Source organism: Streptomyces sp. NPDC002206, from assembly GCF_053593595.1.
Genome location: NZ_JBSFCW010000055.1, coordinates 13,732 through 28,468 on the forward strand (window position 1 = coordinate 13,732; position 14,737 = coordinate 28,468).

The window sequence follows — 14,737 nt, forward strand, 5'->3', positions numbered from 1 at the left end:
TCGTCCGAACGGCTGCCCGGCCCCGCTCAGCTCTTCCGCTCACCCAGGACACAGAATTCGTTGCCCTCCGGGTCGAGGAGGGTCACCCAGTGCTGCTCGTCCTGCACGGTGTCGGCGGGCCGGGCACCGAGGGAGAGCAGCCGGGCGACCTCGGCCTCCTGGTCGTCGGGGCGGAAGTCGGGGTGGAGCCGGTTCTTCGACGTCTTGCCCTCGGGGACAGGCACGAAGAGCAGCCCCGGCATCTGGTCCGGCTCAGGCCGGATCTCGATGATCTCCTCGGATTCGTCGACCACTACCCAGCCCAGAGCCTCGGCCCACCAGCGCCCGAGGGCGATGGGGTCGGAGGAGTCGACGATGATCTGTTCCCATTCGAGTGCCATGGGCGTGATCATAAACAGGGTCGGCTGGCTGCCAGGGCTGGGGGTGACTGCCGTCGCCCGCCGGTCCGGTGTGAGGATCGTGTCCCGCAGAGCGGTGTAGTAGTGCGATGTGGTAGCAGCAAGTCGCGAGAAGTGATCGCTGCTACACCCCTCCAGGGGACATCACCCAAGATCCTGTGCTATGCCGCCGACCGCCATCGGGGCCGGGGCAGAGGAGCGGTCAACGGTCAGTTCTCAACCATGTCCACAACCTGGCGTGGCACATCGCCCGCAGACCTGGTGGGCTCGTCGCGCTCGCGATCCAGTACGGCCACATGCGCACCGTCCTCGACGCCCGTACGTCCAGCGGGTACGGCAGCCGAAGCCGCCGCGGCATCCACAATATCCTTGATGTCGAGACCGCCCTGGCCGCCGCTGACACCGCCGCGCGGCTGCGGGACCGCCTCGCCGCCGGCGAGAAGATTTCCGGGCCCGCCGCCCGACGAGCCCTCACTGCCGCGGTCCAGGCGCCACGATTCGAGGGCCGTACCGTCACCCAGAAGTTCGCCAAACAGCCCGCCGACTACCTGGCCCGCGACGGCCTGGTCCTTTTCGACAACCCGGACGCTTCGCTGATCTGCGTCTTCAAGCGCGACAACGCGCTCTGCGAACCAGGCCCCGACGCAACCGCCCCGAACCAGTTCGACTGCCGCCCCGGCTGCGGGAACGCCGTCTGCCTTGACAGCCACGCGACCGAACTGCTGGAAGAGACCGACCGCATCAACAAACTCGCGGCCCTCTCCCCTCAGCCGCTGGCCAGGCGCCTCCGCATCGCCGCCGAGCAATACCGCGCCATCGCCGACACTCACCACGCCACTGCCCAATCTGCCGAGGACCTGTCGTGACCGAGCAATCCACCGACGAGCGGACGCGCATCCGTGCCGCCATGGACCGGCTACTCACCGGCCAGCCCACGGCCTCCGACGGCGCACTGACCGTCGTCGCTCTCGCGGCCGAAGCCGGTGTTCACCGCATGGCCCTCCAGAAGCGCCATGCGGACCTGAAGGCCGAGTTCTACGAACGCGTCCGCACCGAGACGAAGCAACCCCCGGAATCGGAAAAGCGGCTCCGCAAGACTGTGTCCGACCTGAAGGAAGCAGTTGCCGCGCAGAGGGCCGAAATCACGGCACTCCGGCACCAAGTCACTCAACTCGCACTCGCGAACGCCGTCCTCACTCGTCAGGGCCACAATCTGAGCGAGAGCTCGGCGGAGGCACCAGCCAATGTCGTACCCCTCCATCCGAAGGGAGAATGACCAGACGGGCGCCTCCGACCGCAGGTCTGGGCTACCTCTCTACCGGTAGCACCTGGGTATCGAAATCCAGGAGCTATTCGGTGACGTTCCAGGCAGGATGCCTCTGTGAACCATGTTCTGTGCGGGCTTGCCGCCAACGTAAGCCTGCCGTCCGGGCTGGTCGACCGGCTGATCGCGGTCGCGGACGCCGAGATCGCTGCGGACCTCGCGCATCGGGCCGACCTCAGCCACGCGCAGGCGGTGGTGCTGGCCTCTCGCGTCGAGGAAAGCGCTGTGTCGCTTGCGTATGCAGGCCTGCTGACCGCCGCAGACGTTGATCCCGCGACGCAACCGGACGTCGCGCTCGCCCTGCTGGCCGAGCGTGCGGGACGCCCGGAGTGGGCGCGCCTCCTCGCGGAAGATCCAGTTGTCGAGCGCCGGGAGAAGCTGGCCGCCTGCTCCGGCCTTCCGCTCGATGTGGTGGAGATGCTGGCCACCGACTCGGACGTACAGGTCGTCGCGGAGCTCGCGTTGTGGACGACACCGGAGACGGCCACCAGACTTGCGGCGCATCCGCATGCCGAGGTCCGTCGCGCGGTGGCGGCCAACGAGGCGACGCCACCGGCCGTACTGGCGGCGCTGCTCACCGGCGAGGGGCTGCCACCCGCACAGCGGTGCCTGGTCTGTGACCGTGAAGAGGCGCCGTTCGTGCACGATCCACAATGCTCGCGACTCGACTGCGATCTGCCGTCCGGCGCCTCCTGCGACGGCTCTCACGAGTCCACCAGGCACGAGACGCAGCAGATGGCGATTCGGAATCCGGTCACACCTGCCGAAGCCGTCGTCGGCTTCGTCGACCACCCTTCGCTGCAGTTGCGCTGGGCACTCGCCGGCCGCCCCAATCTGCCATCGGAGGTCTGCGCTCGGCTCGCCGTAGATTCAAATCCCGGTGTTCGAGCCGATCTCGCTGAGAATCCGGCGATCGACGACGTCCTGATCCGCGCACTGGCCACCGACCGTGACCACGAAGTGCGGCGCAGGCTCGCCCACAACCCGCTCGTGCCGCTCGACGTGCTGACCCACCTGGCCAGCGCTACAAGGATCGGCGCCACTCTGCTGCCGCGGATCGCCTCGGCATCCCCCGACGAGGTCGAGAAGCTGGCCGAATCACCGAATCCAGCCGCGCGGATGCTCATAGCCCAGCGTCGCGATTTGCCACCCGCTATACGCGACGCGTTGGCCGCCGACTCCGACGCAAAAGTGGTCAAGTCCATCGCTCCACACCCGGGCCTCTCGGAAGGTCAACTGCGCACCATGCTCGACCGGCACGGAGTCCGGGTTGTCGCTAAGGTGGCCGCCAATCCGGACGCGACTCCGGCACTTCTGGAGGACCTTGCCCGGCACGAACCATCGGTGCAGAAGGCGTTCCGCGAGATCGCCCGGCATCGCAATGCGTCGGCACCGGCGCTGCTCGCCTGCCTGGCAGACGCTCAGGCGAGGCCTGTAGCCGCCAGTCATGCGGCACTTCCGCCGCCGATCATCGAAGAGCTACTCACCGACGCCGACTGGCAGGTGGTGGAGGCGGCAGCCGCCAATCCTTCGCTGCCCCTCGCGGTCATATCGGATCTGATACCCCGGCTGTAAGTCCTGGCCGCCAATTAAGCTCTCTGCCCCGCCAGTCACATCCTGGGAGGCCTTTCGAAGGACCTCCTACTCTTGAACACAAGAACTTGACTGGGAACACCACTCGGTGGGGTAGTTGATGAAGCCGGCGCCGCCCATGGCTCGGGCCAGGAGGTCGCGATTGGGGCGTGCTCGGTCTGATAGTCCTGAGGCGTCCAGCGGACAGTACTTCTCGTCTCCGGTGCGGTGGCCGTTCACGGCACCACCCATGTCCAGCTCGACGCCATCGGCATCAATGAGCGTCAGGTCGAGGGCCGCGCCGGCACAGTGTGGCGCCACCTCGACCGGGGAGACGAAGGCGCTGGCCTGGCGCCGCAGGTCGGCAGGGTCGGTGATGCCGGAGCGGCGCAGGCGGTCCTCGTAGAGGGCAAACCGCCGCGCCTGCTCGGTGCTGCTGCGATGCCCTGCTGACCGGGGCCAAGGCTGACGAGCGCGAGACCCTGCTTGACCTGCTCGCGGTTGAGCCGCAGCTCACCGCCGAACGCCCGGGGTAGACGCTGATCGGCGACAAGAACTACTTCGGCCGCGAGTTCGAGCAGCAGTTGGCCGAACTGAACATCCGGCTGCTGCGGCCAGCCCGGAAGGGCGAGCCCGAGCGGCCCGGATCACAGCTGTTCAAGCCGCTGCGGCAGGTCATCGAATCGATCAACGAGACCTTCAAGGGCCAACTCGACCTCGAACGACACCGCGGCCGCACCCCCGGCGGAGTGGCCGTCCGGGTCCTGCAACGCGTCCTCGCGCTCACCGCCGCGATCTGGCACAACGACCGCACCGGCCAGCACGTCATGCGCGCCCTGACCGCCTACGACCACTAAGGACTCCTAACACAATGAGCTACTGGGAATGACTGCCTGTCAGCTTGTGTTTTCCTCGTGTTGGTATAGGCGGGGTGTGGGGGTGTGCGACGGTTTCTGGGGCGGTGAAGCGCAAGCCGTGGGAGGTCGAGGACGGGCTGTGGGAGCGGATTGAACCGCTGCTGCCGGTAGTGGAGCGGCGCTACCGCTATCCCGGACGTAAACGGCTTGACCAGCGCAGAGCCATGTGCGGGATCCGGTGGGAGTTCCTGCCGCAGGAGCTGGGCTTCGGCTCCGGGATGACCTGCTGGCGTCGGCTGCGCGACTGGAAGGAGGCCGGCGTGTGGTAGCAGTTGCACGAACTCCTGCTTGCCGAACTCCGAGCTGGCGACGCCTTGGACCTGTCCCGCGCCTCCGTCGACGGCTCCCACCTGCGGGTCCTGAAGGGCGGAGATGCCACCGGGCCCTCGTCAGTGGACCGGGGCAAGACGGGCAGCAAGCACCACGTCATTGTCGACGTCCACGGCATGCCCCTGGCCGCCACCGTGACCGGTGGCAACCGCAACGTGTAACCCAGCGCCTGCCCCTGATCCACGCCGTACCGCCCATCCGCGTCCGTGAGCTGGGCATCCGCCCGCTCATCGCCCGGCGCGGCACCGGGCACGGAAGCGGCCTGGGCAAGAACCGCTGGGTCGTCGAAGCGGCCTTCGCACTTCTGCGCTGGTTCTGCCGACTGCGTATCCGCTGGGAAATCCGCGCCGACATCCACCAGGCCTTCCTCACCCTCGGCTGCGCAATCATCTGCTGGCGGCGCCTCAAAAAAGCAGTGCTGATCTGAGCCCTCAGCCCGAACCGGCGACCAGTGCCTCGCCGAGCGGGGTGCGCCGGTAGAGCACCGACCGTCCGGACCGGGCGCGGACGAGCAGCCCCGCGCCTCGCAGGATGGCGAGGTGGTCTCCTACCGCGCCGGGTGCCATGGCGAGGCTTCGGGCGAGGTGGCTGGTACTGGCCGGGGCGTCCAGCGCCACCAGCAGCCGGGCTCGGGCCCGGCCGACCAGAGCGGTCAGCGCGTCCGGTTGGGGGACGGTCTCCTGTTCGCCCCACAGGGCGGCGGTGCCGCGGGCAGGATAGACCAAGGTCCTGGGCCAGGGGTCTTCCAGGTGGGCGGCGACATTCCCGACGAAAGCCGAAGGGATCAGCAGTAGCCCGTCGCCGGCGAGGCGGACTGTTCCGACTGGGGGAAAGAAGCCGAGCTCGATACCGCCGGCGCGCCAGGCGATGCTCGAGTGCAGGCTCTCGATGGTCGCGGCCCATCCGTGTTCGCCGATCACACCCACCCGGTGCACGACATCGCGCTCACAAATCGCGCGCAGTTGCGGCCAGTCCGCGGCGAGCAGCTCGTGCCACGCCTGGTCCATCGCCTCGGCGATCCTGGAGACGGCGCCCTTCGAGTCCAGCACTGCGCGTACGCGGGGATCACGGGCGGACGGGCCGGTCGCGGTGGTGGCGAATTCGTGGCGGGCCGCTTCCAGCGGTGTGGCCCGGATCATGGCCAGGTCGTCTGCCCAGGTCTGGTTGAGGCCGCGCGGGGGCGGGGCGACGAAGTTCGGTCCGCCTTGCGGGGTGTGCAGGGCGAGGGCGGCGTTCAGTTCGGTCTCGCGGCGAAGACGTTCAAAGGCCGGCAGGAGCCGGGTGGCCCAGGCTCGCGGCAGCGGCCGGTTTTGGCCGGCGAGCGAGCGCAGCAGTAGGCAGAGGTCCATCGCGGGCGACAGTGCGAAGCGGCTGCGCAGCAGGTCCTCGACGGAGACTTCGAAGCGCAGCACCCTGCCAGGCTACCGCGGGACGTCTGTTCCGATTCGTCCAGCGACGAATCATTGGTGAGTGGCGTGGGCGCACGGCGAGGCTGGGCGTCATGACCCCAACCGCCGAACCCGCGCAGGTCAACCACCGTGCCACCTACCGGGAGGTGCTGGCCGAGCCGCGATTCCGGCTGCTCTTCTCGACCCGCACCGTCGCGATCACTGCGGGCTCGCTGCGGATCACCACGTTCTTGGTGCTGGTCTTCGCGGCCACCGGCTCCGCGCTGTTGAGCGCACTGGCCTTCGGCATCGGCTTTCTCCCGCAGTTGTTCGGCTCGCTGCTGCTGGGCTCACTGGCCGACCGACTGCCGCCCCGCGCGCTCATCACCGGCGGCTACGCCTTGGAGTGCGCCGCCGCCCTGCTGCTCGCCCTGGTGCGGATGCCGATCGCGGCAAGCCTCGGTGTCGTGGCGCTGGTCGCCCTCGCCACACCGGTGTTCAGCGGCGCGTCGAGTCGGCTGGTCGCGCAGTCGCTGGAGGGCGACGCCTATGTACTGGGCCGTTCACTGAACAACATCGCTGCCTCCGGCGCGCAATTGTTCGGTCTGGCGCTGGGAGGTGCGGTCGTCGCGGTACTCGGCCCGCACCGGGCGCTCGCGGTAAGCGCCGCCCTCTACCTCGGCTGCGCGCTCGCTATCCGCATCCGGCTACCCCGGCTGCAGCTGGGAGAGTTCGGCGGCACACCCGGCAGCGCTCGGGGCGATGGGGGGGGCCGTCCGGGCAAGCCTGCACGGTGCCGGCCTGCTGCTGCGCGGACGCACGGTGCGACGACTGATGCTGGCCCAGTGGCTATCGTGCGCGTTCGTAGCGGGGGCGGAAGGTCTGATCGTCGCCTACGCGGGAGGGCGCCACTTCGCGCCGGGCTGGTACGCGGTGCTGATGGGCTGTCTGCCGGTCGGCATGCTTGTCGGTGACCTGCTGGTGGGCCGACTCCTACGGCCACCCACCCGGGAGCGACTGGTAGTCCCGTTGATTGCGCTGATGGGACTGCCGCTGGTCGGCTTCGCTGCCGAGCCCGGAGTGGGCGTCTCGTCCTGTCTGCTGCTGCTCTGCGGATTGGGATTCGCCTACGGTCTCGGCCTGCAAAGGCCGTTCCTGGACGCCCTGCCGCAGGAGGGCCAGGGCCAGGCCTTCGGTCTGCTCGGCTCCGGCGGCATGACGCTGCAGGGCGTCGGGCCGGCCTGCTTCGGCTCGGTGGCCGCAGGCATCGGAACAGGCGGCGCAATCGCCCTGGCAGGCGGCGCGGCGGCGCTTACCGCCGGCTGGATTCTCACCTGGCACCCCCCCCACCTCCCCGGTCCCCGTCCCGAACTACTCAACGGGATCAGAGAACGGCACCGAACAGCATGCGTGTAGTTCTCCTGCGCAGTAACCGTCGCAGGTCGGGTCGGCCGCGAACCGTCACGCACCCCACCCCCACCCCCACGTCTTTCTGACAGACAGTCATTCCCGGTAGCTCATTGTATGAGGAGTCCTAAGCCTCGGCTCTGCTGGCCGTTGCGGACCACGTATGGGATCTTGAGACCACGAACAGCCTATGGAAGGTTCATGCCGCATGATCGATGAATTCGCGAAGGACAACCTGTACGGGAGACTGCGGCGGGACCGCGAGGCGCTGCTCTGGAAGCTCGACGGCTTGTCCGAATACGACGCCCGCAGACCTTTGACGGCGACCGGGACCAACCTCCTCGGCCTGGTCAAACACGTGGCCACCGTCGAGGCCAGGTACTTCGGCGAGGTCTTCGACCGCCCTTGTCCGGAACCGCTGTCCCGGTGGCAGGACTCCGACGGCAGCGATCTGTGGGCGACCGCGAACGAGACCCGCGATCAGATCATTGGGTTCTACCGGCGCACGTGGGAACACTCGGACGCGACGATCAACGAGCTTGCCCTCGACGCCCCCGGCCACGTGCCGTGGTGGCCGGAGCCTTATCCCAACACGAACCTGTTCGCCGTCATGACCCATGTCCTCGCCGAGACCGTCCGGCATGCCGGGCACGCCGATATCCTGCGCGAGGGCCTCGACGGCCGGACCGGGGTGCGCCCCGAACACGAGAAGCAGATCGACGAGGAAGCCCGTGCAGCCTACTGCGCGAAGATCGAGCAGGCCGCCAGGTCGGCCGCACCAATCAAGGCTTAGAGGTTGTCTCACGTGACTTGATGTTCGTGCGGCATGATGCCGGTCGTGGGTGCTGTACGCGACAGCCTCGCCCTCAACCGCTCATCCGCGGCATACCCGCCGTCCGGTCCCGCCGGGGACCACGGCGGCGCCGACCCGTCAAACTCCGCGCGGACAAGGCGTACTTCTCCGCCGAACACCTGGCCTGGCTGCGCGAGCGCGGGCTCGTCGCGCGCATCGCGCGGCCCGGCATCGAGTCCGGCGAACGCCTCGGTCGGCACCGCTGGAAGATCGAACGATCAATCGCCTGGCGCTTCGGCTACCGCCGCCTCACCGTCCGATACGAACGAAAGGGCTCGCACTCCCTCGCCTTCCTCGGCCTGGCCGCCGCCCTGACCTGCTACAAGAAGCTCGCGAAACTTGCCACGTGAGACACCCTCTAAACCCCTTGGAATCGATCATCTAGGGGAGGCGGGCCAGCAAGTGGGCGTCGAGGAAGCCCCGCTCGGAGGCCGGGTCGTGGAGCAGCCGGGCGAATGTGACGAGCCCGGCCCCGGCCAACAACTCGACGAACCGGTCCACCGGCCAGCTATAGGCGGGCGTCACCTTGTGGTCGAAGCGGACCGGCTCCGGTCCGTCGGTCGCGAAGAACGAGACCAGGAGTAGGCCCCCTGGTGCCAGGACACGCACCTGCTCGGCGAGCAGCGCGGGCAATTCTCTAGGCGGGGTATGGATCATCGAGTAGTGGGCCAGCACGCCGCCGAGCGCGCAGTCCTCGACCGGCATGGCCTCCATCCGCGCTTCGTCGAACCGCAGCGCCGGATGGGCCCGCCGGGCGTGGTCGACCATGGCCGGGGAGAGGTCGAGCCCCAAGGCGTCCAGCCCCAAGTCGTGCAGCATGGCCGTCAGATGACCAGGTCCGCACCCGACGTCACCTACCCGCAGGTTCCCCGTATCACGCACGAGCTCGGCGAAGGTGCCGATCATGTTCCGCGCGAACGGCTGCGTCTCCAACCGATTAGCGAACATCGACGCATACAGCTCGACGACCCCGTCGTAGGCCGCCCTGGTTTTGTCCTGGTGCTCCGTCACGCGAAGGAAGCTAACACCCGCGCACGTTCGCAGCTTCTCCCGCCCCCTAGAGATTGCCTGTCCCGTCACATGATCACGGAACAGGCCCTAGCACCACAGGTGTCGTGATGCATAGACTCACCTACCAGGTCGCTGAGCTGCATCAACGTGAGACAGGCCCCACGGCAACAGCCTCGACCCCCAGAGAATCGACGTCCTCCTTGTCGGCCTGGACCATCGAGTACTGCCCACCCGGCGTCGTCTGCACCGGCACCCGGTCCAGCAAGGTCGCATTCGACAAGATCACACCGCACGGGTGCATCGCGATCCCACGCGGCAGCGCATCGAGGCCCTCGGCAAGCTCCCACAACGGACCATACGAATCTGCCTCGCCGGCGAGCTGCCGCAGCTCCGGGAGCTGCTGCAGGGCATCGCCGATGTCACAGGCCCGGATATGCGGGAACGACTTCGCGACCGTGTCGACGACGTGGGGTGGCAGCCCGAGAGCAAGGCCAGTGTCCCGCAGGGCATGGGCGAGGATTCCTTCGTCGCGCCAGGCGGCGTAGTAGGCGTAGACGGTGCCGTGGTTCGGGAAGTCGTGCGGTAGGTATTTCCACGGGATTCCGGTGCGGTTGACGTACAGGATTGCGTTGAAGACGTCGCGTAGTTCGACCTGGGCCGGCTGGCCGGTGGGTCTGCGGTCGAGTCGGGCTTTCCTCCAGGCGGATAAGGTCGGTTCGATCAGCGCCCATCGGGCGTCGGACAGGTCGCTGGGGTACGGCTTCCGCTGGCTCACGCAAGGGCTGTTACATGAACAGCGCTGCTGATGGCGCCAATTGACCAGTAGGGCGTTTCTATGACGTTCATAGACCAGACGGAATCTGGGTTCGAGACACGGAGCAATTGGGCGCCGAGGCTGGAGCCTGGGAGGTCTTGAAGCTCCACATCGAGCGCAAATCTCATCAAAGGCCATGGACCGCAGGAGCGGCATAACACCACATGCGATCACTAAACGCCCACTGAGAACGGTCGGTGGTGCGAGTTGGTGCTATGGATCCGCGATCCGCCGGCGCAGCGTTCACGCCGCGGGCGAGCGTCCGTGGTTCGTCCGTAACCGCCCGTCCGGTTTGGGAAGTTGTCCGCACCTGGACAGACCGGGACACCCCGAACAGCCAGGCGCGCTGCCACGCTGGCCTCGCCATGAACATGGCCGACACTCACGCGTCACCGCACGTCGGAGGGAAATCCTTTGGCTCCCCATGGAAGACTACGCAGCAGATTCGCCCGCCTCGTTGCGCTGGGCGTAGCTGCCATCACCGCCTTGGCCGTGCAAATGCCGGCCCAGGCGGTCGCCGCGAGCACCGTCAAGGCGGCCGACCCCAGCGCCACCCATGCGCCCAGCCCCACCGCTCCGGGCGATCACCCCTCGCACCGGGTCTGTGCGGTGCCCAAGCGCGCCTCACGGATGAGTTGCCGCTCCTTGGAGCGGGATGATGTCAAGGTCCCCAAGGCGCAGTTGGCAGCTGGCGCGACCCCGTCCGGCTTCGGCCCGGCCGACCTGCAGAGCGCCTACGACTTGCCCGCGTCTTCCGCCGGCGGGGGGCAAACGGTGGCGATCGTGGACGCCTTCGACAACCCCAACGCCGAGGCGGAGCTGGCCGTCTACCGGCAGCAGTACGGACTGCCCCCCTGCACCACCGCCAACGGCTGTTTCAAGAAGGTCGACCAGCGCGGCGGGACCAGCTACCCTCCTGCCGACAGCGGTTGGGGAGCGGAGATCGCACTCGACGTCCAGATGGTCAGTGCGACCTGTCCGAACTGCCACATCCTGCTGGTGGAAGCGGATGACAACTCCATGGAGAACCTGGGCGCCGCGGTGAACGAGGCCGTGGCGTTGGGTGCGAAGTTCGTCTCCAACAGCTACGGCGGCGGCGAAGGCTCCGATGAACCGACCTTCGACGGGCAGTACTTCAACCACCCCGGTGTCGCCATCACCGCGAGCAGCGGTGATGACGGGTACGGGGTGAGCTATCCGGCTGCCTCACCGTACGTCACCGCGGTCGGCGGGACGTCGCTGGTCAAGAACTCCTCCACCCGCGGCTGGAGCGAGACCGCATGGAGCGGCGCGGGCAGCGGGTGCTCCAGGTACGAGGCCAAGCCGAGCATGCAGAGCGACTCCGGCTGCGCGCGGCGCACGGTCGCGGACGTTTCCGCGGTCGCGGACCCCAGTACCGGGGTTGCGGTCTACGTGGCCGGCGCCTGGCACGTCTACGGCGGCACCAGCGTCTCCGCGCCGATCATCGCCTCGGTGTACGCACTCGGCGGCACCCCGGCAGCCGGTTCCCTGCCGAACACCTATCCGTACGCCAAGCACTCGGCCCTGAACGATGTCACTGCCGGGTCCAACGGCGCCTGCAGTGGCTCGTACCTGTGCACCGCGACCACCGGCTACGACGGACCGACCGGCCTGGGCACGCCCAAGGGCGTCGACGCCTTCGCCTCCGGTCCGCGCGCCGTGGTCAGCGGGAAGGTGACCGACAGCGCCGGCGGGGCCCCGATCGCCGGCGTCACGATATCCGCAGGTGACCAGAGCGCTACCACCAATGCGGCAGGTCAGTACCAGCTGTCCGTGCCGCCCGGCACCTATGACATCAAGGTCGCCAAGTTCGGGTACAAGCCGCAGACCTTCTCCGCAGTGACTCTCGTCGACGGCCAGTCGCTGACCGAGGACGCCGCACTGACCGCCAGGGCCACAGTCGCCGTCAGCGGCAAGGTCCACGACGCCTCCGGTCACGGCTGGCCCCTGTATGCGAGCATGCAGGTCAAGGGCGAACCCACGAGCATGGTGCACACCGACCCCGCCACCGGCCGCTACACCCTGAACCTGCCGGTCGACGACGCCTACACCCTGCAGGTCGACGCCGCCTACCCCGGATACGAACAGGCCGGCCAGGACATCACCGTGGCCGACAGCAAACTGTCCCAGGACTTCGACGTCCACGTCGACGAGGCCTCCTGCACCGCCGCCGGCTACGCCTTCAAGTACGACGGCAGCACAGAGTCCTTCGACAACGCGAGCGGCATCACGCCCCCGGCCGGCTGGACTGTGGTGGACAACGTGGGCACCGGCCAGTTCGGGTGGCGGTTCAACGACCCCGCCCTGCGCGGTAACCACACCGGCGGCACCGGCAAGTTCGCAATCATCGACAGTTTCGTGTACGGGAACGGTGCACGCCAGGACACCTCACTGGTGAGCCCGGTCTTCGACTTCAGCAACCGCACCAGCCCCTACGTGACTTTCCACAGTGACTACTTTGCGTGGGTCAAGGGCTTCGCCGATGTCGACCTGAGCATCGACGGCGGCACGACCTGGAAGAACCTGACCCACTGGACCACCACCAGCCGCAGGGGTCCGCGCACGGAGGCGATCGACCTTTCCGCGGCGGCAGGCCACAGCGCCGTGCAGGTCCGATTCCACTACACCGGCGCCGCGTCGTTCTGGTGGGAGGTCGACGACGTCTTCGCCGGTAACCGGACCTGCGATCCTACCTCTGGGGGCCTGGTGACCGGCCAGGTGACCGACAAGAACACCGGTGAAGGCGTGGCCGGAGCCAAGGTGGTCAGCACCGACAAGCCGACCGAGGGAGCGACCTCCGCGCCCACCCCGGACGACCCAGCCCTGGGCGACGGCTTCTACTGGTTCCTCTCCTCCATGACCGGCTCCCACCAGGTCACCGCCGACGCGCACGAATACACCGGCGCCGGCGAGACCGTCGACATCTCCGCCGACTCGGCGAACACCGCGGACTTCACGCTGGCCGCGGCTCGCCTGCAGATCACGCCGTCCATCACCAAGACGCTGCCCTATCAGGGCAAGGGCACCGCGACCGTCACCGTCAAGAACACCGGAAGCGCCTCCGCCCACGTCAAGCTCCGTGAACGCGACGGCGGCTTCCAGATGCGGGGGCAGACCGCAGGCGCCCCCCTGCAGGAGATCCCGGGCACATACAAGCCCGAGTTCATCTCGCCGGACCGCCACAGCAACCCGGCAACCCCTGCGACCGACCCGGCGGCCGCACCGTGGACCGGTGTAGCCAACTATCCGACCGCCATCATGGACAACGCCGTGGCCACCAGCAGTGACGGCAAGGTCTACTCGGTCGGCGGCACCAACGGAAGCGCCTTCCTGTCCAAGGGCTACGTCTACAACCCGGAAACCACCTCCTGGAGTCCCATCGCCGACAACGGCGTACCCCGGGAGGCGCCGCAGGCGGCCATGGTGGACGACAAGCTCTATGTGACGGGTGGCTGGTCGCCCAGCGGAAACACCGTGACGACCACGCAGATCTACGACCCGGACACCAACACCTGGTCCACCGGCGCCAGCATCCCCAGGGGGTGGGCCGGCGCCGGCTCCGCCGTCCTGAACGGCAAGTGGTACATCATCGGTGGTTGCCTCGCCACCAGTTGCGGCACCCGCGACGTTCAGGTCTACGACCCGGAGAACGACCGCTGGAGCTCCGCAGCCGAATACCCCGAGGCCACCTCGTGGGTGGGTTGCGGCGCAATCGACAGCTCGCTGTACTGCGCGGGAGGTGTCGGTTCCGCCTCCACCAAGCACGCGTACGCCTACAACCCGGCCGACGACAGCTGGTCGCCCATCGCCGACATGCCCCTGGACCTGTGGGGCACAGGGTCGACGGCGGCCAACGGACAGCTGATGTTGTCGGGTGGCGTCACCAACGGGTCGCGCAACCTCACCAACCGGGGCGTCGCCTACTCCCCGGCCACCGACGCCTGGACGGACCTGCCCAACTCCAACAACACCCTCTACCGCGGCGGCAGCGCCTGCGGTTTCTACAAGGTCGGCGGTTCCTTCGGCGGCATCAGCCCGGCTACATCGGTGGAACTGCTCCCCGGCTACGGCGAGTGCGGCGGCATCCCGGACGTCAGCTGGCTGTCCGAGGACAGCACCGACCTCACTCTCGCGCCGGGTGACTCCGCAGAGGTCGCGCTGACGATGGACGCCTCTGTTGCCGCGGTCAACCAGCCGGGCACCTACACCGCCAAGCTCGCCGTCACGGAGAACACGCCGTACCGCTACACGCCGATCGACGTGACCATGACCGTGAACCCGCCCACGACCTGGGGCAAGATCGCCGGAACCGTGACCGGGGCAGGCTGCACCGGCAGCCCTGCCGCACTGAAGGGAGCCATCGTCCAGATCGACAGCGGGAAGGGGAGCTTCACGCTCAAGACCGACAAGAACGGCCACTACGCACTGTGGCTCGACATCCGCAACAACCCGCTGAAGGTGACCGCGGCCAAGGACGGCTGGGCTCCGACGGAGCGCAGGATCGAGATCGTCAGAGGGAAAACGACCACAGCGGACTTCAGACTCGTCCCTGACCACGCCTGCACCTGATCCGCTGAGCTCCGCAGCACGAAGGCAAGGCGCGGGCCCGCCCCGGGGCACAACCCCGGGGGGGCCCCCCGCATCAACATCAACGGCTCACAACCCCCCGCGCTTAACAGCCCGCACCCCCCCCAGGGCACGG

General features: G+C 68.0%; 12 protein-coding genes and 3 pseudogenes. 10 read left to right on the forward strand and 5 right to left on the reverse strand.

The features are described from left to right. Nucleotides 1-26: 26 nt before the first annotated feature. Complete coding sequence (locus ACWCP8_RS39055; RefSeq protein ID WP_207812195.1) at nt 27-380, reverse strand: VOC family protein; 354 nt, start codon at nt 378-380, stop codon at nt 27-29. 314 nt (nt 381-694) lie between these two features. Here ACWCP8_RS39055 and ACWCP8_RS39060 point away from each other — a divergent pair, with 314 nt between their 5' ends. The 3 genes from ACWCP8_RS39060 to ACWCP8_RS39070 all read left to right on the forward strand — a co-directional run bounded on the left by ACWCP8_RS39060 (nt 695) and on the right by ACWCP8_RS39070 (nt 3,297). Continuing rightward, nucleotides 695-1,264, forward strand: a complete 570-nt coding sequence (locus ACWCP8_RS39060) for a hypothetical protein (protein WP_451121245.1) — start codon at nt 695-697, stop codon at nt 1,262-1,264. Then, nucleotides 1,261-1,674, forward strand: a complete 414-nt coding sequence (locus ACWCP8_RS39065; RefSeq protein ID WP_451121247.1) for a hypothetical protein — start codon at nt 1,261-1,263, stop codon at nt 1,672-1,674. Before ACWCP8_RS39060 ends, ACWCP8_RS39065 begins: the two co-directional genes overlap by 4 nt. Before the next feature lie 105 nt (nt 1,675-1,779). Continuing rightward, nucleotides 1,780-3,297 (forward strand): hypothetical protein, encoded by a 1,518-nt coding sequence (locus ACWCP8_RS39070; RefSeq protein ID WP_451121249.1) that lies wholly within the window; start codon nt 1,780-1,782, stop codon nt 3,295-3,297. 66 nt (nt 3,298-3,363) lie between these two features. On the opposite strand, the gene ACWCP8_RS39075 is transcribed toward ACWCP8_RS39070, so the two are convergent. Further along, a complete protein-coding gene (locus tag ACWCP8_RS39075) occupies nt 3,364-3,615 on the reverse strand; it encodes a M15 family metallopeptidase (RefSeq protein WP_451121251.1) in 252 nt (83 codons plus the stop codon). Between ACWCP8_RS39075 and ACWCP8_RS39080 the strand changes: the two genes are divergently transcribed. The 3 genes and pseudogenes from ACWCP8_RS39080 to ACWCP8_RS39090 all read left to right on the forward strand — a co-directional run bounded on the left by ACWCP8_RS39080 (nt 3,523) and on the right by ACWCP8_RS39090 (nt 4,968). Continuing rightward, a complete protein-coding gene (locus tag ACWCP8_RS39080) occupies nt 3,523-3,747 on the forward strand; it encodes a hypothetical protein (protein ID WP_451121265.1) in 225 nt (74 codons plus the stop codon). The genes ACWCP8_RS39075 and ACWCP8_RS39080 overlap by 93 nt on opposite strands. Then, a pseudogene (locus ACWCP8_RS39085) lies at nt 3,744-4,151 on the forward strand (transposase); the annotation flags it as partial. The gene ACWCP8_RS39080 and the pseudogene ACWCP8_RS39085, both read left to right, overlap by 4 nt. A gap of 104 nt (nt 4,152-4,255) precedes the next feature. Beyond that, nucleotides 4,256-4,968, forward strand: a pseudogene (locus ACWCP8_RS39090) (transposase). Between the two features lie 4 nt (nt 4,969-4,972). On the opposite strand, the gene ACWCP8_RS39095 reads toward ACWCP8_RS39090, so the two are convergent. Beyond that, a complete protein-coding gene (locus tag ACWCP8_RS39095; protein ID WP_451121253.1) occupies nt 4,973-5,953 on the reverse strand; it encodes an ArsR/SmtB family transcription factor in 981 nt (326 codons plus the stop codon). 89 nt (nt 5,954-6,042) lie between these two features. On the opposite strand from ACWCP8_RS39095, the pseudogene ACWCP8_RS39100 reads away from it, so the two are divergent. From ACWCP8_RS39100 to ACWCP8_RS39110, 3 genes and pseudogenes are all read left to right on the forward strand, one after another. Next, nucleotides 6,043-7,270 (forward strand): annotated as a pseudogene (locus ACWCP8_RS39100) (MFS transporter); the annotation flags it as partial. 274 nt (nt 7,271-7,544) lie between these two features. Continuing rightward, on the forward strand, nt 7,545-8,129 hold the full coding sequence (locus ACWCP8_RS39105; protein ID WP_451121255.1) for a DinB family protein: 585 nt from the start codon (nt 7,545-7,547) through the stop codon (nt 8,127-8,129). 20 nt (nt 8,130-8,149) lie between these two features. Further along, complete coding sequence (locus tag ACWCP8_RS39110; RefSeq protein WP_451121257.1) at nt 8,150-8,539, forward strand: transposase; 390 nt, start codon at nt 8,150-8,152, stop codon at nt 8,537-8,539. A gap of 31 nt (nt 8,540-8,570) precedes the next feature. Here the strand turns inward: ACWCP8_RS39110 and ACWCP8_RS39115 are convergent, their stop codons facing one another. Both ACWCP8_RS39115 and ACWCP8_RS39120 read right to left on the reverse strand, forming a co-directional pair. After that, nucleotides 8,571-9,200: a class I SAM-dependent methyltransferase gene (locus ACWCP8_RS39115; RefSeq protein ID WP_356006983.1), complete on the reverse strand. Its 630-nt coding sequence runs from the start codon at nt 9,198-9,200 to the stop codon at nt 8,571-8,573. A gap of 142 nt (nt 9,201-9,342) precedes the next feature. Next, nucleotides 9,343-9,975 (reverse strand): transposase, encoded by a 633-nt coding sequence (locus ACWCP8_RS39120; RefSeq protein ID WP_451121259.1) that lies wholly within the window; start codon nt 9,973-9,975, stop codon nt 9,343-9,345. A gap of 531 nt (nt 9,976-10,506) precedes the next feature. Between ACWCP8_RS39120 and ACWCP8_RS39125 the strand changes: the two genes are divergently transcribed. Then, nucleotides 10,507-14,604, forward strand: a complete 4,098-nt coding sequence (locus ACWCP8_RS39125) for a carboxypeptidase regulatory-like domain-containing protein (RefSeq protein WP_451121263.1) — start codon at nt 10,507-10,509, stop codon at nt 14,602-14,604. Nucleotides 14,605-14,737: the final 133 nt, after the last annotated feature.